At 37.4% G+C, this 19,940-nt stretch carries 17 protein-coding genes and 1 riboswitch; of the genes, 7 read left to right on the forward strand and 10 right to left on the reverse strand.

The features are described 5' to 3' along the window. Positions 1-218: 218 nt before the first annotated feature. The 4 genes from QF042_RS14470 to QF042_RS14485 form a co-directional block, all read right to left on the reverse strand. A complete protein-coding gene (locus tag QF042_RS14470) occupies positions 219-944 on the reverse strand; it encodes a menaquinone biosynthetic enzyme MqnA/MqnD family protein (RefSeq protein WP_307529553.1) in 726 nt (241 codons plus the stop codon). A 216-nt stretch (positions 945-1,160) separates the two neighbouring features. After that, the gene (locus tag QF042_RS14475) at positions 1,161-1,784 is read right to left on the reverse strand and encodes a histidine phosphatase family protein (protein WP_307529555.1); all 624 of its coding nucleotides are present in this window, start codon (positions 1,782-1,784) and stop codon (positions 1,161-1,163) included. A 100-nt stretch (positions 1,785-1,884) separates the two neighbouring features. Beyond that, entirely contained in the window at positions 1,885-3,078 is a 1,194-nt protein-coding gene (mqnE, locus tag QF042_RS14480; protein WP_307529557.1) for an aminofutalosine synthase MqnE, read from the reverse strand. A 684-nt stretch (positions 3,079-3,762) separates the two neighbouring features. Further along, complete coding sequence (locus QF042_RS14485; protein WP_276904671.1) at positions 3,763-4,257, reverse strand: hypothetical protein; 495 nt, start codon at positions 4,255-4,257, stop codon at positions 3,763-3,765. 123 nt (positions 4,258-4,380) lie between these two features. On the opposite strand from QF042_RS14485, the gene QF042_RS14490 reads away from it, so the two are divergent. Then, a complete protein-coding gene (locus QF042_RS14490) occupies positions 4,381-5,496 on the forward strand; it encodes a PLP-dependent aspartate aminotransferase family protein (protein ID WP_307529561.1) in 1,116 nt (371 codons plus the stop codon). A 154-nt stretch (positions 5,497-5,650) separates the two neighbouring features. Here QF042_RS14490 and QF042_RS14495 read toward each other — a convergent pair whose 3' ends face one another. Beyond that, entirely contained in the window at positions 5,651-6,667 is a 1,017-nt protein-coding gene (locus QF042_RS14495; RefSeq protein ID WP_307529563.1) for a hypothetical protein, read from the reverse strand. A gap of 208 nt (positions 6,668-6,875) precedes the next feature. Further along, a riboswitch (SAM riboswitch) is annotated at positions 6,876-6,986 on the forward strand. 263 nt (positions 6,987-7,249) lie between these two features. Between QF042_RS14495 and QF042_RS14500 the strand changes: the two genes are divergently transcribed. The 3 genes from QF042_RS14500 to QF042_RS14510 all read left to right on the forward strand — a co-directional run bounded on the left by QF042_RS14500 (position 7,250) and on the right by QF042_RS14510 (position 11,113). Beyond that, positions 7,250-8,581, forward strand: coding sequence for an O-acetylhomoserine aminocarboxypropyltransferase/cysteine synthase family protein (locus tag QF042_RS14500; RefSeq protein ID WP_307529565.1), 1,332 nt, complete (start codon positions 7,250-7,252; stop codon positions 8,579-8,581). A gap of 41 nt (positions 8,582-8,622) precedes the next feature. Then, entirely contained in the window at positions 8,623-9,723 is a 1,101-nt protein-coding gene (gene metX, locus QF042_RS14505; protein ID WP_307529567.1) for a homoserine O-acetyltransferase, read from the forward strand. Between the two features lie 145 nt (positions 9,724-9,868). After that, on the forward strand, positions 9,869-11,113 hold the full coding sequence (locus QF042_RS14510) for a homoserine dehydrogenase (protein ID WP_307529569.1): 1,245 nt from the start codon (positions 9,869-9,871) through the stop codon (positions 11,111-11,113). Positions 11,114-11,533: 420 nt separating this feature from the next. Here QF042_RS14510 and QF042_RS14515 read toward each other — a convergent pair whose 3' ends face one another. The 3 genes from QF042_RS14515 to QF042_RS14525 all read right to left on the reverse strand — a co-directional run bounded on the left by QF042_RS14515 (position 11,534) and on the right by QF042_RS14525 (position 13,728). After that, entirely contained in the window at positions 11,534-12,334 is an 801-nt protein-coding gene (locus QF042_RS14515) for a type II toxin-antitoxin system antitoxin SocA domain-containing protein (RefSeq protein WP_307529571.1), read from the reverse strand. A 135-nt stretch (positions 12,335-12,469) separates the two neighbouring features. Further along, positions 12,470-12,919 (reverse strand): hypothetical protein, encoded by a 450-nt coding sequence (locus QF042_RS14520; RefSeq protein WP_307529573.1) that lies wholly within the window; start codon positions 12,917-12,919, stop codon positions 12,470-12,472. 38 nt (positions 12,920-12,957) lie between these two features. After that, the gene (locus QF042_RS14525; protein WP_307529575.1) at positions 12,958-13,728 is read right to left on the reverse strand and encodes a queuosine precursor transporter; all 771 of its coding nucleotides are present in this window, start codon (positions 13,726-13,728) and stop codon (positions 12,958-12,960) included. 192 nt (positions 13,729-13,920) lie between these two features. On the opposite strand from QF042_RS14525, the gene QF042_RS14530 reads away from it, so the two are divergent. After that, a complete protein-coding gene (locus QF042_RS14530) occupies positions 13,921-15,147 on the forward strand; it encodes a multidrug effflux MFS transporter (protein ID WP_307529577.1) in 1,227 nt (408 codons plus the stop codon). Between the two features lie 231 nt (positions 15,148-15,378). Here QF042_RS14530 and QF042_RS14535 read toward each other — a convergent pair whose 3' ends face one another. Together QF042_RS14535 and QF042_RS14540 are read right to left on the reverse strand one after the other, a co-directional pair. Next, a complete protein-coding gene (locus tag QF042_RS14535; RefSeq protein WP_307529579.1) occupies positions 15,379-16,068 on the reverse strand; it encodes a PepSY-associated TM helix domain-containing protein in 690 nt (229 codons plus the stop codon). Then, complete coding sequence (locus QF042_RS14540; RefSeq protein ID WP_307529581.1) at positions 16,034-17,566, reverse strand: DUF2271 domain-containing protein; 1,533 nt, start codon at positions 17,564-17,566, stop codon at positions 16,034-16,036. The genes QF042_RS14535 and QF042_RS14540 overlap by 35 nt, the downstream gene beginning before the upstream one ends. Positions 17,567-17,848: 282 nt before the next feature. On the opposite strand from QF042_RS14540, the gene QF042_RS14545 reads away from it, so the two are divergent. Together QF042_RS14545 and QF042_RS14550 are read left to right on the forward strand one after the other, a co-directional pair. Then, positions 17,849-18,994 (forward strand): methionine aminotransferase, encoded by a 1,146-nt coding sequence (locus QF042_RS14545; RefSeq protein ID WP_307529583.1) that lies wholly within the window; start codon positions 17,849-17,851, stop codon positions 18,992-18,994. A gap of 20 nt (positions 18,995-19,014) precedes the next feature. Next, the gene (locus tag QF042_RS14550) at positions 19,015-19,818 is read left to right on the forward strand and encodes an amidohydrolase (RefSeq protein WP_307529585.1); all 804 of its coding nucleotides are present in this window, start codon (positions 19,015-19,017) and stop codon (positions 19,816-19,818) included. Positions 19,819-19,940 lie beyond the last annotated feature (122 nt).

A 19,940-nucleotide genomic window follows, 5' to 3' on the forward strand; every position in this document is an offset into this window, starting at 1 on the left:
GCGACGATGTGATCGCCGATACTGAAGTGTAAAAATTAAAAGATTCGGTCGAAATATCTGCGTCCTTTAAATTTTCAAACTTCGAACCTAAATCACTGTCTACTAGTTCGTAATAAGACTCTAGCAATTCAACAGGAATAATTTTCAGTTCATTAAACATTACGAAATTCGTTTTTACGCTAATTTAGGGTTTGGTTTTGTAAAAAGCGATTCTAATTTTATAACTGCTCTATATACCCCAAAAACAGATTCAATGCTTTTTTCCGATCATCGGTAACATCGAATTGAAGCCTATGGTATAAATAATCTTCGAGATCGAAATTAGTACTTTCAGGCAATTCCGCTAAAACTTCTTTTCTATGCTCCAGTCCGAATTTTAAAGCTGCATTAAATTCGTCTTTAAATTCCTGTGAGATTTCTTTGTTGGCTACCCAGGCCGCATACATAAATGGCAACCCGGTAAAATTTTTCCATTCCTCACCCATGTCGTAGGCGTAAGCGAAATCGTCTTTTTTGCCAAAGGTTCGATCACCGATTAAAACAAAAGCATCCGTTTTTGCATTTGGATCAGTAGTAAATTCAACTTCCTTTTTCCAATGGAACTTAAGCAATACTTTAGCCAAATTGTTCGATGTACGCGAGTGGGTATCCAATCTTACCGTTTTAATTTCCCGGGCGGGAACTTCACTAAAAATGAACACAGAGTTTACCCCACCATCACTTCCAATACAATAATCGGCAACAATATTGGCATTAGGGACCAAAGGAATGGCAGCAACAGGCATCAAACCGATATCAACCTGACCGTTAATCACTTTAGCTGCGCAATCTGAAGGGATGTCTAAACTTAAATCAATTTTATTTATAATATCCGAATGTTCTAATCCGTATATAAAAGCTTTGGTATTGGTGTAAGCAACAGCCGATATTTTAATCTTATTCAAGGTGTTATGTTTTGCGCTTCGCGTTTGGCGTTAAGCGTATTATTCAATTACTAAACCGTCTAGTGCACTGCACTGTTAAATTCGAGCACCGTAAATTTTCCATGTTCGAAAACCATTTATTAGCCATGGTTTGAGTCCTCACGAACCATTATATAAATCTTTTTTATCGTGCCAACAGATCCTGAAACAAGTTCAGGATGACGAATTATCTTGGACTTATCCAATCACTAAACCGTCCAAATGAACGGCACTGTTAAATTCCAGAACGCTAAACTTTCCATCCTCAAAACCCATCTTATAAAGCACGGTATTCTGATGCGGAAATTCAGTCATTTCGCTGAGTGGTTTATCCAGTAGCAAGCATAAGAAAACACGCATTGCCCTGCCGTGCATACAAAGTAAAACTGTTTTTTCTTCAGGTCTGGTCATTAAAACTTTCATGGGGTGTTTTAAACGTTCGTAAACATCCTGAACACTTTCACCACCTTCGAAATGAGCCGTGTAATTTCCATCCTGCCAGTTTTGCAACATCTCTCGGAAAGCATCACGTGCGTCCTCCGTATTCGGTTGTCCTTCCCAAACGCCCCAAGCCAATTCATCCAGCCCCGAAAGTTTTTCCCAGGGTAAATCAGCATCTATAAATTTTTGAACGGTTTGCCAGGTACGTTTTAAATCAGAAGTGTAAATCTTATCAAAAGGAACATCTTTATACTTTTGGTAAAAAGCCTCCGCCTGTGACCTGCCTAAATCATTTAAGTCAGAATTTATACCTCTGCCCTGTACTATGCCTTGTCTATTGAGTTCCGTTTCGCCGTGGCGTATGATGTATATTTCCTTCATTTATTAAGTTATTGAATGAGTGAATTTTGAATGATTGAATGTAAATCTAACATCCATTATCCTAAGCATTCACTCACTCTATCATTAAGTCATTCCCTCATTAATTCACTACCGGTAACTTATAATATTGCGGTTTCTTTTCTTCTTCAAAAACTACGTTCTCAAAATCAGTAACCACATTATATAAAGTATCGCGCTCTATTGCTTTTCTTCCTACCTGTTTAATCAAATTCACCAGTTCTTTAGTGCTCATTGCAGGCGTTTGCTCTTCAGCCCCAGCCATAGAATATATTTTGGTGGTATCATCTAAAGTACCGTCAATATCGTCAACACCATAATTTAATGATAACTGAGCTGTTTCGCGACTGATCATTGCCCAATAAGCCTTAATGTGGTCGAAGTTATCCATATAAATACGGGCAATGGCATAATTTCTTAAGTCTTCAATTACTGAAGTTTCAGGCACATTACTCATCTGGTTATGCTGATTTCTGAATTTTAGCGGAATAAAAGTCTGAAAACCACCGGTACGATCCTGTAAATCACGTAATTTTTCCATGTGATCTACCCGGTGCCAATATTTTTCGATGTGTCCGTAAAGCATTGTCGCATTACTGCGCATACCTAGTTTATGCCATTCTTCATGTATATCTAACCATTGCTGGCCTGTACATTTATCTTTAGCAATCTGTTCTCTGATTTCAGGGTGAAAAATCTCTGCCCCTCCGCCTGGTATCGATTCTAATCCAGCTTCTTTCATCAAACGCATACCTGTTGCATAATCAATTTTAGCCTTCTTAAAAATATAATGATACTCAACCGGCGTTAATGCTTTCACGTGCAAATCAGGGCGATGCTGTTTAATTGCGGTAAATAAAGCAGAATAAAAGGCAACATCATATTGAGGAAGTACTCCACCCACAATATGCACCTCAGTTACAGGCTCACCATCATATTTTTTAACGATATCGAGCATTTGCTCCATAGTTAAGGCCCAGCCTTCTTCCTTTTGTTTGATTAAACGGGAGTACGAGCAAAATTTGCAGTCGTAAACACAAAGATTGGTTGGTTCTAAATGGAAATTCCGGTTGAAATAAGTTTTATCACCGTGTTTTTGTTCCCGGATAAAATTTGCGAGAACACCAAGGTAACCTAATTCAGCATGTTCATACAGATAAACACCTTCATCAAAGGTAATACGCTCTCCGAGAAGAACTTTGTGTGCTATGTTTTGTAATTCAGTTGATAAATTGGTATCAGCTAATATTTTTTCAACTTGCTCAGTTGTATTCATTCCTGATTTATTTTGAACAAAAATACAATAATGAGCCGATTTGAAAATCATTTTCTTGTAACAAACCGCGATTTTTGAATGTTGTTCTTGATTATTAACCACAGATGAACACTGATAAACACAGATGTTGATTGCTTTTTTATCTAAGCTTAGCTGTAGGTGTTAATATTAGTCACGGAAACACGGAAGTCACGGAAAAAACAAACGCCAAACCTCCGCGTAAATCCGTGTTTCCGTGGCAATCCTTCGACTAAGCTATCAATGACAGATTCCAAGAGAGAGGTTCGTCATCTCGACCGAAGCAACGCGGAGTGGAGAGATCTATGAGCCAAATTAAATTGGAAGATAGATTTCTCGGCTGCGTTGCACTCCGCTCGAAATGACGACACTTTGAGGAGATTTATTTCTCTTAATTCTTCTGTTATTCATATTGATTTTATTTAATAAATTATCCCTCAGAGTGACATATCAAGAAAAAACCACAACGAAAATCGTCATCTCGACTGGAACGCAGTGGAATGGAGAGATCTATCTTTGTAGGTTTCTCGACTTCGTTGCACTTCGCTCGAAATGACGACACTTTAGAGAAAACTATCAATTAAATAAATCAGCAACGGTTACAAAAAAAAGCACCTCTTTTCAGAAGTGCTTTATATGTTTTTCACAGGTTGATATTTTTATCTATTATCTTGCTGCAGGTACAAACGTTAAAACGATGTTTGCAGTTTTGCCACCAAATTCGATCGGCGATTTCAAGATCATTTGTGTGCTGGAAAGATCAGTTAATACTAAACGGTAACCTTCTGTTACGTTTTTAGCTTTATCGCCTTCAAATATTTTCTTAAACTGGAACGTTTGATCTTTAGGGGCTGCCGACCAGAAAATAGTCTGCATTACCGAACCACAAGTACTCGATGCAGGCAAGGTATAAGAACCATTACCACTATTAGTTAAATTCCATGTACTTCCCTGGAAACATTTATAAGATTTCTCTCCAAACAATCCTTGAACAGCGCCATCAGGCAATCCTTCTAAAGCTACATTGCTCACTACCCATTCGCGAACAACTGTACCTCTGCTACCTGTTACACCTGCAGTTACTCTTTTTGCAGTATTACAACTTTGTAACATTACTAAAGTAGAACATGCTATTGCGATAGCTATAAATAATCTTTTCATTTTTGTTTAATTTAAATTTCGTCAAAGTTGTTACATAAATCTTGCCAAAACCATTACGAACCTTAAATTAGCGCCAAATTATTAAATTGCATCCCGATATTATTTCGATAAACATCAAATTTTATGAAACCAGAAACCCTTGCTATTCACGCTTCTAATCTTGTAAAAAGCACTACAGGCGATGTCACTCCTCCTATTAATTTATCAACCACTTTTTTTCGCGATGAAGACGGGGGTTATCCCGGAGGGCATATGTATAGCAGGGTAAGCAATCCAAACCGGTCTGCTTTAGAAAACACTGTAGCCAAATTAGAATATGGCGAAGATGCAGCAGCTTTTTCTTCTGGAAATACCTGTGGAATGGTTTTATTTCAGGCGTTGAAACCCGGCAGCCACATTATTGCACCGGATGATATGTACTGGGGAATTAAAAAACAGTTGCTTACTATTTTTAACGATAGTTTGGAATTTGATTTTATTGACCAAACTGATTTAAACCTGATACAATCGAGCATTAAGCCCAATACCAAACTGATCTGGATTGAAACCCCATCCAACCCGTTATTAAAGGTTACAGATATCGAAGAGATTGCCAAAATAGCTAAAGCTAAAAACATCACCTTGGTCTGCGACAGCACCTTTGCTTCTCCTGTTTTACAAAATCCGGTTTTATTAGGCGCTGATATTGTAATGCATAGCAGTACTAAATACCTGGGCGGTCATAGCGATGTGCTGGGCGGAATTTTAATAACAGCCAAAAAAGATGAGCTGTGGGAGAAAATCAAAAATATCCAGCAAACCGGTGGTGCGGTTCCTTCCCCTTTCGATTGTTTCCTATTAACCAGAAGCATTAAAACCCTGGCCTATCGCATGAAAGGCCATTGCGAAAATGGAAAAATTATAGCGGGTTATTTAAACAAACATCCGAATGTTGAAGCCGTTTTTTACCCAGGGTTAGAAAGTCACCCACAGCATGACATTGCAAAAAAACAAATGAAAGATTATGGCGGGATGATGTCGTTCCTGGTTAAAGGTGATGTTGAGGCTGCCCATAAAGTGGTCAATAAAGTTCAGTTATTTGCTCAGGCCACCAGTTTAGGCGGCGTAGAGAGTTTGATTGAGCACCGTTATTCAGTTGAAGGCCCTGATAGTAAAACGCCTAAAAATTTACTCCGTATCTCTGTAGGTTTAGAGCATGTAGATGATATTATTGCTGATTTAGCACAGGCGTTGGGTTAAAATATAAAACCTACAAGGTCTTAGAGACCTTATAGGTTTTATACAAGAAATTCAGAAAAGAATGATCGTCATTCCCACGCAGGTGGGAATCTTAAAGCGTTATTGCATTAGGATTCCCAATCAAGTTGGGAATGACGACAACCAATTTAAAATCTTATTTAGGATTACAGATCGTAGTCAACTTAGCTGAATAATTTGCTTCCAGCGGCTCATTCGTTTGCGCTAAACGTTGTGATCCTGTATTGGCTGGGCAGGCAATATCACCGGCAGCATCATAAATCAGTTTAGTTCCATTAGCTAATAATTCTTTTGGTACATATACCTGTACTTTGGTAATGGAATAACCTGAAGGAAAATAACGCACATAATAACCATCAGGGTGTTTGGTCCAGATACCGCTCGGTACATCGCTTCTTGGAGGAGCCATACCTGCTATAATAGCATATTTTTCCATGTCGGCATAAGTGTAATTTCCAGAAGCTACCAGCTGGCGGATATTATTTTCTGCCTCAAAAACGGCCCTTACACCTGCAGGCAATTGGTCTTTAGCTTTTTCCATTATATCGAAAGGTAAAACTCCTAAAGCACCACCTTCTAATTGCGTAAGTTGTTTTGGCGTTAATAATTTTACTGCAGTAAGTTTAACCTGTCCGTTAAAATCGGCAAATTTTGTTCTGGCAATAATGGTCCATAACAACACCTGAATATCGTGTTGTTCTACATCCGAATGTTTTTCTGCGCTTTTCAGTATAGAAACCACGATTTCTTCTTTCGGTCCCAAAACGGGTGCAAACATATAACCGTCACCTTTTGATGGAGCAAAAGTTCCGGCTTTTAAGCAGTAGCTTTTATTGGTCATTTCGTACAAACCTTCGCAAAGCAAAAAACCACCCTCTGGATTTTTAGGCAATAAATATAATGGCTGGGCTTTTAAATTTAAAGAATTAATAAAATCTGGCAGCTTTTCGCCTTCTCTATTTACATCTTCAAAGCTGGTGGTAATGGCAGCGGGCTGTTTTAAAAATTTATCTACGCCTAAAGCTTTAGCACCCTGAGCGGTGCCAACTTTTAATAATTTGTCTTTTAAACCTCCAAATTGCGCGTTTGCATTGCTTAAACACACTATAGTTAATAGCAGGCTTAAACAGAGAACTTTTGTATTTTTCATCATGATTAAATTTAGATAGGAAAACAAACTTAGAATTTTAAGCGTAAATTTTATATTAAAAGTTAAGTTTGTTATGCCATCATAAAAATACTCCATTCATTTTCAACTAGTTAATGTAAATTCGAAATTTTATTTTGTGGATTAAAATTAAATTCAGACATTTGAAATATTATTTGGTAGAAAGCTAAATAAAAGTCAATCTTCACAGGTTGATTTATAAAGAAGTGGCGAGAGACTGGCTCGATGACCCACTGGCAACCCTCAGAAAGAGAAGGTGCCAATTCCTGACCGGATAACATGGTGTTATTTGGAGATATAAATTAGAACTGATGAAAACATTAAATCTTCAATCGCTAAGCGAACCCAGTGCAAACCTTAAAAAGGTAGAAAGAGCTTCTATTTCTTTTATTTGTTGCGATATGCGTGCGATTACTTGTATGTGCTGTTGCATACAGTAATTTAAAAATCTTCCTTTTTTGTTTCTTTTCAAATTGGAAGGTCCCGGGAAATCGGGATACGCCCTGTTAGGTTTAAGATTCTCTTAATCTCTGCTATCTCATCACATCAACTAAAAAAATAGAAATCATGTCAACATCATATAAATTTGAAACTTTACAATTACACGCTGGCCAGGAAATAGATCCAACAACAGGTTCAAGGGCTGTTCCTATTTACCAAACCACTTCTTATGGTTTTAAAAATGCAGAACACGGTGCCAATTTATTTGCGCTAAAAGAATTTGGGAATATCTATACCAGGATTATGAATCCTACAAATGATGTTTTCGAAAAACGTATTGCCGCTTTAGAAGGTGGTGTAGCTGCTTTGGCAGTGGCATCAGGGCAAGCAGCTCAATTTATAGCGTTAAACAATATATTAGAAGCTGGCGACAGCATCGTTTCTTCCTCTCACATTTACGGCGGAACGTATAACCAGTTTAAAGTAGCTTTTAAACGTTTGGGGATACACGTAGATTTCGCAAATCCTGATGTACCTGAAGAATTTGAAAATAAAATTACCGATAAAACAAAAGCAATCTTTTTAGAAACCATTGGCAACCCGGCGTTTAGTGTACCTGATTTCGAAAAAATTGCCGCAATTGCAAAAAAATATGATCTACCTTTAATAGTCGACAATACTTTTGGTGCGGGAGGTTATTTATTTAAGCCATTAGAACATGGTGCCAACATAGTTGTCGAGTCTGCAACAAAGTGGATCGGCGGTCATGGAACAAGCATTGGTGGGGTTATTGTTGATGGTGGAAACTACAATTGGGGCAATGGTAAATTCCCTCAATTCTCTGAGCCATCAGAAGGTTACCATGGTTTGGTTTTCAGCGATGTTTTCGGCATCGGTGGACCATTCGGGAATATCCAGTTTATTATCCGTGCCCGTGTGGAGGGATTAAGAGATTTGGGACCTGCCCTATCGCCTTTCAATTCATTCCTTTTATTGCAAGGATTAGAAACTTTATCACTCCGCGTTCAACGCCATGTAGATAATGCATTAGAATTAGCAACCTGGTTAGAAAACCACCCTTTAGTTAAGGAGGTACATTATCCTGGCCTTGCTAGCAGTAAATACAATAATCTGGCTAAAAAATATCTAAGCAACGGTTTTGGTGCTGTATTATCATTCGAATTAGAAGGAAGCAAAGAAAATGCTTCGCAGGTGATTGATAGTTTAAAACTGGTGTCGCACCTGGCTAACGTTGGCGATGCAAAAACGCTGATTATTCAGCCTTCAGCCACCACACATCAGCAATTAAGCGAAACAGAACAATTAGCCGCAGGGGTAAAACCAAATGCATTAAGGGTTTCGGTAGGCATTGAGCATATTGATGATATTAAAGCCGATTTCGAACAAGCATTTGCGACAATTAATGCTACAGTTCCAACAGAGCATTTACAAGCCTAAACCCCTTTAGGGGCTTTTTAAAACCACAACATCATTACAAAATGCATAACAGTAAAAACGATAGCACTTCAAAGTCGCCTTCAGGGGATTTAGGAGCAACATATCATTATAATAAACAGTTCAAACTAGAGAGCGGAAAAAAAATCCGCAATCTGCAAATTGCTTATCAAACTTATGGCAAATTAAATGCAAATAAAGATAATGTGATTTGGGTTTGCCATGCACTAACCGCCAATGCTGATGTTTTTGAATGGTGGGAAGGTTTATTTGGAGAAAATGCTTTGTTCAATCCAGAAGAACATTATATCGTTTGTGCCAATGTTTTGGGTTCGCATTATGGCAGCACAAACCCGTTGAGCACCAATCCGGTAACTGGCTTACCTTATTACCTTTCGTTTCCACAATTTACCATCCGCGATTTAGTATCGGCACACCAGTTATTAGCTTCGCATTTAGGGATTGATTATATTAAATTATTAATAGGTGGTTCTTTAGGCGGGCAACAAGCTGTTGAGTGGAGTATTTCGGAACCGAATAAAATTGAAAACCTGATTTTAATTGCTACCAATGCGGCGCATTCTCCCTGGGGAATTGCTTTTAACGAAAGTCAGCGTTTGGCCATTACTACCGATAGAACTTTTTATGCTAACCAACCAAACGGTGGCAGTAAAGGTTTAAAAACAGCCCGTAGCATTGCACTTTTAAGTTATAGAACCTACAGCGCTTATGGCAGTACACAGGTTGAAAGTGTAAACGATAAGACAGATAATTTCAGATCGTCTTCTTACCAGAATTATCAGGGAGAGAAACTGATTAATCGCTTTAATGCTTATAGTTATTATTATTTAACCAAAGCAATGGACAGCCATAACGTGGGCCGCAACCGTAAAAGTATTGCCGATGCACTAAAATTAATTACGGCGAATACCTTGGTAATTGGAATAGAAAACGATGTATTGTTTCCGCTGTCAGAGCAAAAATATCTGGCCGATCATATTCCGGGAGCAGAATTTAGCGCCTTGCATTCGGATTATGGACATGATGGATTTTTGATCGAAACTGATGCCTTGACTAACGTAATCGGAAATTTCATTAAAGAAAGCCGTAACAAAAAAATCATCCAATTACAGCATACCGCTTAGAAAGGTAGAAGGTTAGGGTTTAGGGTTTAGGGTGAAAAATAAAGAGAACAGCTAATATCTGTACCATCAAATCAACAAAAAATAATATAAAATAAATATAGTTAATCAGTGTAATCTGTTTATCTGTGTAATCAAGTCTAAAATAATGAGTAAGAATTTAAAAATCGGTTTATTTGGTTTCGGCGTTGTAGGACAAGGTTTATTGGATATCATCCAAAGCCAGAACTTAAACCTGGAGATCATTAAAATTGCGATAAAAGACCCAAGAAAGAAACGTACCCTTAATAAAGATCTTTTTACTACTGATCGCAACGAAATACTGAACAATACAGAGATCAATACGATTGTAGAATTAATTAATGATGCAGATGCGGCTTATGAAATTGTAACTACAGCATTAAAAAACGGTAAAAATGTAGTTTCTGCCAATAAAAAAATGATCGCCACGCATTTGAAAGAACTGGTAGATTTACAGCAAGAGCATGGTACTTCTTTATTGTATGAAGGCGCTGTTTGTGGCAGTATTCCAATTATCCGCAATTTAGAAGAATACTACGATAATGAATTATTCCATGCTTTGAGTGGAATTTTTAATGGCTCGTCCAATTACATACTGTCGAAAATATTTAACGAAAACCAAAGTTACGATTCGGCATTAAAAGAAGCACAGGACTTAGGTTTCGCGGAAACCGATCCGATTTTAGACGTGGGAGGTTACGATCCAAAATATAAACTGGCCATTGCTACAGCACACGCTTATGGTTTATTTGTAAATCCTGATGCCATTTTAAACATTGGTATTCAGAACCTTTCTAACCATGACATTAAATATGCACGTGAGAAAAACTTTAAAATTAAGTTGGTTCCTACTGCACGTAAGGTAAACACAAAAGATATTGTGACTTATGTACTGCCGAAACTGGTAGCAAAGGATGATTTTCTTTACAATGTGGAGAACGAATATAATGCAGTTGCCGTTCAGGCGGCTTTTGCTGATAAGCAGTTTTTCTATGGTAAAGGTGCGGGTGGCCATCCTACCGGTGCCGCTGTACTTTCAGACATTGCCGCCTTACGTTACGATTACCGTTATGAATACAAAAAATACCACTCAGAAAACGGTGTAAAACATACTGAAGATATTCTGTTGGAAATCTATCTGCGTTATGCCGATGAAGATCTGATTACCCTATTGGAATTTGACAACATCAGCGAACGTTATGCTGCAAGCAGCTATAAATATGTGGTTGGTACTGTTAAGCTACAAAGTTTAATTAAAAACCGCGACTTGCTTTTGGATGAATCTGTTTTTGTGGCTTACACAGGCAGACAGATTTACAAACAAGAGCAATTGAGTGAAAATGTTTTTGCCGAGGAATTGGCAAGCCTATAACTTATTTTTAAGGTTAATTTTTTTATTTGTTTTGTTGTTAAGTACAAAGGTCGGAGCGAGTCCGACCTTTTGCGTTATTTAAAATTTTCTACAATACGTTGCCTATCTTCATTTTCCTTATCGTTTTTATGGTAAAGTTCAATGAAGATTATCTTTTTCTCTTCGACAAAGTATGCATAAATTAACCTCAAACCAGAGTTCGCTCCCCGGCCTTTTAAACTATCGCAGGTAATTTTTTAATTTTAATTACACATGTGGTAATACCTAAATTATCAATACGAAAACTAAAAGGATTGCGCTCATCAGGCTTTACCCTCAAAATGATCTTTACATCTTCCAAATCAGATTGCAAACTACGATATCGCTTTAAAAGCTTTTTAATATCCTTATTAAACTCTTCTATTGATTCAAAGAGCATAATTAATTATTTTCTTCTTCATCATAAACTCGAACAGAATAAGGTAGTTCCCGATAGAAAGCTAAATTATAACTAATATCCTTGCCTTCTTCTGTAACTTCCCAAGGTAAATCTTTATGCGAATAATCGCTTATCGCTGTAGCCGACCAATCGCTCATTTGTTCGATAACCTTATCTATAACATCTTTTTCACTTGCTTTAAGTACAGTTAAATCGGCTTTTTCGAGTGGTAAATAGCGCTTTTGTGGATAGCCTCTGAATTCTGTCTTAATTCGTTGAAGCTGATTTGCGTCTATCATTTGATTGATAATGGAATCTAATTTTTGGGGGACAGGACCATAGGGCAACTTTTTGTACTTCGCCCCTGTTAAATGCTCTTCATATAACTCGTAGTAGTTAAAATCAGAAAAATAAAGCAATTTATACAGAACGGTTTCTCCAACATTAGGCTTGCCAGCGCAGCGCTCCAAAATATAAAGCAAAACATTTTTAAACTTATTTATATTTAAGGTTGGAACAGAAATACGCTCTTCAACAATCTCTTCGTGTATTTCATTGGATGGTTCTAAACTCTGATTGGCCAGAAAATCTTTGGTCATAAAATCATCCAAAGAAAAGCCCAGCACCATCGAGAGTTTTTGCATCTCACTAAGACTAACTACTCTATTCCCCAATTCTATCTGGGTTAAAGATGGTCTTGAAATCGCAATACTTTTTGCTAAATCTTCTTGCGAGAAACCTTTTCTTAAACGTAGGTTAGCTATTCGTTCGCCAATTTCCTTTTTTGATAGTTCGTTTCCCATAACCACAAATATACAACATGTTTTAAAATAAAACAACGAAATGATAGTTTTAAGAACAAATCCTCTATTCTAAATAATGTATGTAAGTTGGAAAACTTCAAGCTGATAAAGGGAGCAGATAAAACGTTTAGGCTATTACTTTACCTTAATGTATTTCTCGATAATCACCCGGTCTACTCCTGCTTTTTCTACCTTTTCAACACCTTTCTGAATCAAAGTATCTTTATTAATGACGAGTTTAAACTTAAAAGTCTTGCCTTCCCAGTTTTTATCTTTGTAATATTCGAGGTGTTCGGTATAATCATCCTTATTTAACACAAAACTTCCTCCTCCCGCATCAAAACTGCTTGTGTCCTTTGGATTAAGACTATGCTTTAAAAATGCAAAATGTGTACCATTAATAATTTTGATCATTTTCAACTTGCCCGAAAAATCTGTAGTCTGACTTGTTCCATTTTCAATGGTTGTAGCCGATAATAACTGCCAGGTGCCATGAATATCAAGATCTGAATCTTTTTTGCTTCCATCTTTGTTGGTACATGAAAATAATGAAAGCACAGCAAAGAGTATTAAAATGTTTCTCATAAATCGGATGTATTTGGTTATTGTGTTGTTTTAAATATTTATCCTCTGCCAGCCATTTTGATTAGCTTATGTGCAAGGTCTTTTCCTAAGTAACCATCAATTATGGCATGTACAATATACAAAATAGGGGTCATTAAAATGGCAACTACAAACTTATAGGTATAGCCTACTAAGCCAATGGCGAAAACCTGTTGCCAGCTATAATGATATTGAGGGTTTATATAAAATGCAATAAATATAACCACAAAGCTATCAATAAACTGAGAGACCAAAGTAGAGCCTGTAGCACGTAACCAAAGCGCCCGCTCCCCTGTTATTCTCTTAATTTTATGAAATATCATTACATCAACCATTTGGCCGATAATAAAGGCAGTAATCGATCCTACAATGATCCACATCCCTTGTCCGAATATCCCTGCAAAGGCATTATTCATATTAAGGTCTTCGCCATTTATATTTTGATGCACCCAAAAATCGGCAGCAGTTAAATGCATAGATCCCCAAACTACAAGAAAGGCAAATGAAATTAATATGGCGGTAAGAATGGATAAGAACCGGACCTGTTTAACACCAAAATATTCATTTATAATATCCGTCATAATAAAAATGATTGGCCAGGTTAATACCCCTGCCGACATTACAAAGGATAGATGTGGAACACCTAATAAATTTATATCGAACTTTTTAAAACCCAGCGTTTCTTCAACACTGAACAATTTAACACCAATAAACTCTGATAATATAGCGTTTGCTACAAAAAAGCTACCCAGAATGAGTAGTAAACGGCTTTCTTTTGTCTTAAAAGTCATAGACTATAAATCTATAAATAAATAGCAGATTTAGCATAGCGATCATCATATTTTTAACCTAGATAACACAAAGATTACGCAGGTATCCCTTTATAGCTTAGCAAAAAAAGATTTTTACAATCGTTCGACCATAAAAATAGGTTAAGAAATTAAATCTCCCAATCTTTGAGCCATCAAAATCCGGTAATCTTCATGGCTAAAAAACAACACTTCTATCTCATACTCATTTTAGGTTCATTAGCAGCCCTTGGCCCCTTCTCTATCGATATGTACCTGCCTGGTTTCGTTGATATTGCAAAGGATTTAAGAAGCAATGAATCAACTGTAGCCCTTTCACTTTCGAGCTTTTTTATCGGGATTTCTGCCGGCCAGTTATTATATGGCCCGCTTTTGGATAAATTTGGAAGAAAGAAACCGCTATATTTTGGTTTGGCACTTTATATCCTTTCCTCTTTCTTGTGTTTGGCCGTAACAGATGTTAACCAGCTAATTGTTTTACGTTTTGTACAAGCCATTGGAAGCTGTGCCACCGCAGTAGCCTCGGTAGCTATGGTGCGAGATCTGTTTTCTGTAGAAGAAAGCCCGAAAGTATTTGCTTCCTTAATGCTGGTAATCGCTGTTTCACCTATGCTTGCCCCAACTGCAGGTGGCTACTTAATTTCGGCATTAGGCTGGAAATATGTGTTTGTGTTTTTAGGATTAATGGCGGTTTTAATGCTCCTTGCATCAATTTTCAAATTACCAGAGAGTTATAAACCTGATCCGGGTTACTCTTTAAAACCTAAACCCATTTTAACCAATTTCTTTACCGTTTTAAAAGAACCTCAATTTTACACTTATGCTTTAATCAGCTCAATTACCTTTTCAGGTTTATTTGCTTATGTATCTTCATCGCCTCAGGTGTTTATGAAAATATACGAAGTAAGTAAGACTGGTTATGGATGGATTTTTGCGCTGTTATCGGTATCGTTTATTGGTTCAAGCCAGGTAAATAGCCTGATATTAAGATGGTTTACCAGCAAAAATATTGTAACCTATGCACTTATTGCGCAATGTATTTTCAGTTTAATCTTTTTGATTTTTGCTTTAAATAACTGGTTAAATTTATATGCTACAATAGGCTTTATTGCATTGTTCTTAGCTTGCTTAGGCTTAATTAATCCTAATGCTGCCGCCTTGTCGCTTGCACCCTTTTCCAAAAACGCCGGCAGTGCATCTGCCTTGATGGGTGCCTTGCAAATGGGGTTAGGCGCTTTGGCTTCGGTAATGGTAAGTTTATTTAGCGAACACTCGGTTGTGCCTATGCCCTTGGTCATGACAGCAGCCGCATTTATCGCTTTATGCTGCTTGTTAATCGGCAGGAGGTTTATCACCACTGAAGTAGAAGCATCGTCTGATTCGGCAGTTATAGCCCATTAATATTTTACAACAAAAGGCTGTATCATAAATATAGAATTTTCATCCTGAGGGTTAATTTATTGTATAAAAATCAATCTCGAGGGGTCGTCATTTCGACTGAAGTGGAGAAATCTTTTAAATTCATTTTTTTGCTTCAAAGATCTCTCTCCCGAAATTTCGGGATTGCACTCCAGTCGAGATGACGACCTTTCTATTGGAATCACAAATATGATAGTGTGTCTTGGTGTTAAACTATGGTACAAATAATTTATAAATTAAATAGCAAACAATTGTACCCATTGCTGCAATGATAAAGCCGCTCAATCGTTTCTTTTTGATAAAACAGATTAAGATAATTCCGGAGATAGACACCAAGGTCATCAGCACCGCCGAAATATCAATAATCCACGACCATGCCTTACCAGAATCCCTGCCTTTGTGCAGATCATTAATCACAGCCACCGCGCCAAACCGGGTTGTGGTTAATTCGTATTTACCGGTTTCGCGGTCTATAAAAGAATCGGCCAGGTAACCAGGCCCATTAAAGGTTAAGCTCAGTTCTCTGTCATCCATTCTAAAATCGCTCAATGCGCCTTTAACCGCGTGTTTACGCCTAAAAAACTCGACGATCTGCAACTTATTGATTTTATTGGTATCTGGTTGGTTTACCCATTTCAAGTTTACTGATCCAGAATCTTTGGTAATCACTTCCTTGCCTGAAGTAAACCAATCTGCATGATTTAAGGTTAAACCCGATATAGCGAAGAATAGCAGAATCGTAAAACTCACCATCGATAAATAAATATGCAGCCAGCGCGATAAACCAGCTAAACGTTTTTTACCCTTACTCTTCCCGTTATCTTTTTTAACCTGTTTTTTTCCGAGGCCGCTAGGTGCAACGGTGATGTTATTTTTTTGAGGTTCCGATTTTTCTGTAGTCAAGAGATGCTGATGTTAGTTCTGTATTTGGCGTTAATTCTATTTTTTTTGCTGAGCCGGTAAATTTCATTTCCTGAGCAATCACCTGGTAAGTTCCATGCTCGCGGGCTACTTCAATAAAAACAGTGTAAGTACCTGCTTTTACCAACTTCCCGCTATCGTCTTTTCCATCCCATGATAAGCTGTATTTACCAGGGCCACGTGTAGCCGAACTCGTTGAGCTCAATTTGCCTTCTGCTCCTTTTTTAAACTCTTCGCCATTGGCGCGGTTCCATGATTTTAAATCAGGCAGCCAACGTGGTTTATTATACCAAATGGCCAGGTTACGCACAGGTGTTTTAGCAGCATCTTCAATCCATACGGCCACAAACGGGCGACGAACACGTTTACCATCGGTAGATTCTATATTGGCAATTTCTAAGTTTACTACTAATTCATATTTAGTATTCCAAAGTTTATCTGCTTTGTTTGCTTTTTCTAAAACAGTCGCTGGTTTCCTTAAAGCAACCTCGTAATTAGCCCATTCCTTGCTTTTAATTTCTTCGCCATTTTTGGTAATTAACAAGTATGCGATATCATTTCTAACTGCAGTCATTGCTTTAATCTCGGCAAGAGAAAGCACATTAAAGGAAGTAGCTAAAGCACCTGCTTCACTAGCATCAGGGGCAATAACCGTTGCACTAATTATTTCGGAAACAGGCTTTCCGGTGCGTGGATCAACAATATGCGAATACCATTTGCCATTTACATTAAAACCTCTGCGATAATTACCACTTGTTGCCACGGCCATGTTCGACACTTTGATTGTGGTTAGTGCAGCATCGTTTTCAGCATCAGCTTTAGGATTTGCAATTTCAATGGTTTCTGGTTGATTTCCCTTAATTACCATATCGCCACCAATATTCACCACTACGTTTTCAATTCCAGGGCTTTGTGCAGCTTTCTCAGCGGCTTTATTAATGATATAACTTTTTGCAAAAGAATTTAATGCTAATGGCACATCATCCAAACGCGTAACGGTTTTATCCTGCTCATTTAATACATAATGTTTTTGCTTTACCAAAGTAACTGCATTTTGTAATGCTGCAGTAGATGGCAAACGGCCTTCGGCAGCTGCCTTTTTCCAAACATCGCCAATTACTTTAGCTGATGCATCAAGGGCACCATTGGTTAACACTTTATAACTTTCAAACTGTTTTAAAACCTCAAACAATTCTGACGAAACTTTAGTGGTTTGTTTACCACTACTCATCCATTTACTAAATTCGCTGTTAGCTTTATAAGCACTTAAAATATTATCCAGCCTATCTATTTCGTTTAATGCACGCTCTTCTGCTAAATCTGCATCAACCTGGCTAGTTGTCTTAAATTTTAATTCTAACGATGTGCCCAATACATTTTCGTAGTTGGAAACAAATGTTCTTAAAGCTTTTTTCGGGCTAACAAATGCAGATGCGCTTATGACCAATAAAAAGGCAACAGTTAAGTGTTTAAACTTCATATTTAATGGATAATTGAGATTTTAAAACGCAAAGAAACGGCTTTATCTGGAATAATTTTAAATAAGAAGAAATATATTTGAAATAATACAAAATTTCACCTATAAAATTCGCCTATAATTAAGTTGTTTAATGCGTTCTTTTTGACGTTAATTTAGTGCAAGGGTTTAATGATCCTGAAATAGTTTTGTTACAGGTATAATTGAAATAACCCGATTAAGTAACCTTGCTTTTGTCATAGCTTTTTACGCTTTAAGCTTTTTTTTCCTATTTTCGCTTACAAGATGCTTAATATACAATCTAAACTCCCTGGCGTAAGTACCACCATTTTTTCGGTGATGAGTAAACTTGCAACAGAACACAATGCCATTAATCTTTCTCAGGGCTTCCCTGACTATGCCTGCGATCCAAAACTAGTTGAATTGGTAAATAAAGCCATGCAAGATGGTTTTAACCAATATGCGCCAATGCCTGGTTCTACTTTTTTAAAAGAAACCATTGCAGAGAAAGTTGAAAAACTATATAACATAAAATACAATCCCGATACTGAAATTACCGTTACAGCAGGTGGAACGCAAGCTATTTTTACCGCATTGGCGGCCATTATTAATGCAGGTGATGAAGTTATTATTTTCGAACCCGCTTACGATAGTTATGCACCTACAATTAAACTGTTAGGTGGCCTGGTTAAAACATACGAACTTGCCCCGCCTACTTATGCCATTGACTGGGATATGGTTAAGAAGCTGTTTACAGTAAAAACCAGAATGATCATCTTAAATACGCCACAAAACCCAACAGGTAGTATTTTATCATCAGATGATATGAAATCGCTTATTAAACTCGTCACTGGCACCGACATTTTAATCTTGAGCGACGAAGTTTATGAGCATTTAATTTACGATGAACAAAAGCACCAAAGTGTAATGCTCTATCCTGAATTAAAGCAAAGAAGTTTTATTGTAGCCTCGTTCGGCAAGCTTTTGCACGCTACAGGCTGGAAACTGGGCTACTGTTTGGCGCCAGAGAAATTAACCAAAGAATTTAGGAAGGTACACCAATTTAATGTTTTCAGCGTTAATAGTCCCATGCAGCAGGCTATTGCCGATTACATTAAAGAGCCAAAAAATTATACTGAAATAAGTAGTTTCTTTCAACAGAAAAGAGATTATTTTAGAAGCCTCCTGGCCGAAAGCCGTTTTAAACTTTTGCCTTGTAATGGTTCATATTTTCAATGCGCAAGCTACAGCAGCATTAGCGATGAGAAGGATACCGATTTTAGCATCAGACTGATCAAGGAGTTTGGAGTGGCTACCATTCCGGTTTCTGCATTTTACCAAAAAGCAACGGATCATAAAATCATCAGGTTCTGCTTTGCTAAAGAAGACGCTACACTTGCCTTAGCGGCAGAGAAATTAAAAAACGTTTAACCAGACTAAACCTATATACAATGGAAGCACCTGTTTACACCCAAATAGAAAATCTGAAAGTAACCGTCTTTCAGGCCTATCTTTTTTGGGAGAACATTGAGAAAAACCTCTTAAATCTGGCACTTCGATTATCGATGGGTGTAAGGGAGAAAACTGATATTATTATTTTGCCCGAAATGTTTAATACAGGTTTTAGTATGAATTCTGAAGCCTTGGCTGAAGAAATGGGTGGAAAAACGATGCAATGGATGCAAAAAATGGCGCACCAATACAATTGTGTGGTTACAGGAAGTATCATTATAAAAGAAAACAATCAATATTTTAACCGTTTGATCTGGATGGAGCCAGATGGCAAAAATCAGCATTACGATAAACGCCATTTGTTTGGCATGGGTGATGAAGATCAACACTTTAGTCCTGGTAAAGAAAAACTTATTGTCGAACTTAAAGGATGGAAAATCAGATTGGCCATTTGTTACGATTTGCGCTTTCCGGTTTGGTTGCGTAATGTAGACCAGGAATATGATATCTTACTCCTGGTTGCCAACTGGCCAGATAAAAGATCGGCCCATTGGAAGGCATTAATCCCGGCCAGGGCAATTGAAAACCAAAGTTATGTGATTGCTGTAAACCGTGTTGGGCATGATGGAAACCAGATTTACCATAGCGGATTATCGATGTGCCTGGATCCATATGGCAATACCGTTTATTATAAACCTGAAGACGAAGATTTATATACATTCAGTATCAATTACGAAGAACTGGTTAAAGTAAGAAGGCAATTTCCGTTTTTAAAGGATGCAGATCGGTTTACCATTAGTTAAATTAATAACCAATATTTAAATCACAATGATCAAATGGGAACGATAGTCTCAACAATTTAGCAATCACAACAATTTAAAAAATAATCAATATTTCGAATCGTAATTTTCAAAACTTGCGATCG

Origin of the sequence: Pedobacter sp. W3I1 (genome assembly GCF_030816015.1) — a bacterium.
Lineage (GTDB): Bacteria > Bacteroidota > Bacteroidia > Sphingobacteriales > Sphingobacteriaceae > Pedobacter.

Coding starts and splice junctions, on each gene's coding strand:
- QF042_RS14475 (WP_307529555.1), bottom strand. CDS start 1,784: ATGAAGGAAATATACATCATACGCCACGGCGAAACGGAACTCAATAGA.
- mqnE (WP_307529557.1), bottom strand. CDS start 3,078: ATGAATACAACTGAGCAAGTTGAAAAAATATTAGCTGATACCAATTTA.
- QF042_RS14485 (WP_276904671.1), bottom strand. CDS start 4,257: ATGAAAAGATTATTTATAGCTATCGCAATAGCATGTTCTACTTTAGTA.
- QF042_RS14490 (WP_307529561.1), top strand. CDS start 4,381: ATGAAACCAGAAACCCTTGCTATTCACGCTTCTAATCTTGTAAAAAGC.
- QF042_RS14495 (WP_307529563.1), bottom strand. CDS start 6,667: ATGATGAAAAATACAAAAGTTCTCTGTTTAAGCCTGCTATTAACTATA.
- QF042_RS14500 (WP_307529565.1), top strand. CDS start 7,250: ATGTCAACATCATATAAATTTGAAACTTTACAATTACACGCTGGCCAG.
- metX (WP_307529567.1), top strand. CDS start 8,623: ATGCATAACAGTAAAAACGATAGCACTTCAAAGTCGCCTTCAGGGGAT.
- QF042_RS14510 (WP_307529569.1), top strand. CDS start 9,869: ATGAGTAAGAATTTAAAAATCGGTTTATTTGGTTTCGGCGTTGTAGGA.
- QF042_RS14515 (WP_307529571.1), bottom strand. CDS start 12,334: ATGGGAAACGAACTATCAAAAAAGGAAATTGGCGAACGAATAGCTAAC.
- QF042_RS14520 (WP_307529573.1), bottom strand. CDS start 12,919: ATGAGAAACATTTTAATACTCTTTGCTGTGCTTTCATTATTTTCATGT.
- QF042_RS14525 (WP_307529575.1), bottom strand. CDS start 13,728: ATGACTTTTAAGACAAAAGAAAGCCGTTTACTACTCATTCTGGGTAGC.
- QF042_RS14530 (WP_307529577.1), top strand. CDS start 13,921: ATGGCTAAAAAACAACACTTCTATCTCATACTCATTTTAGGTTCATTA.
- QF042_RS14540 (WP_307529581.1), bottom strand. CDS start 17,566: ATGAAGTTTAAACACTTAACTGTTGCCTTTTTATTGGTCATAAGCGCA.
- QF042_RS14545 (WP_307529583.1), top strand. CDS start 17,849: ATGCTTAATATACAATCTAAACTCCCTGGCGTAAGTACCACCATTTTT.
- QF042_RS14550 (WP_307529585.1), top strand. CDS start 19,015: ATGGAAGCACCTGTTTACACCCAAATAGAAAATCTGAAAGTAACCGTC.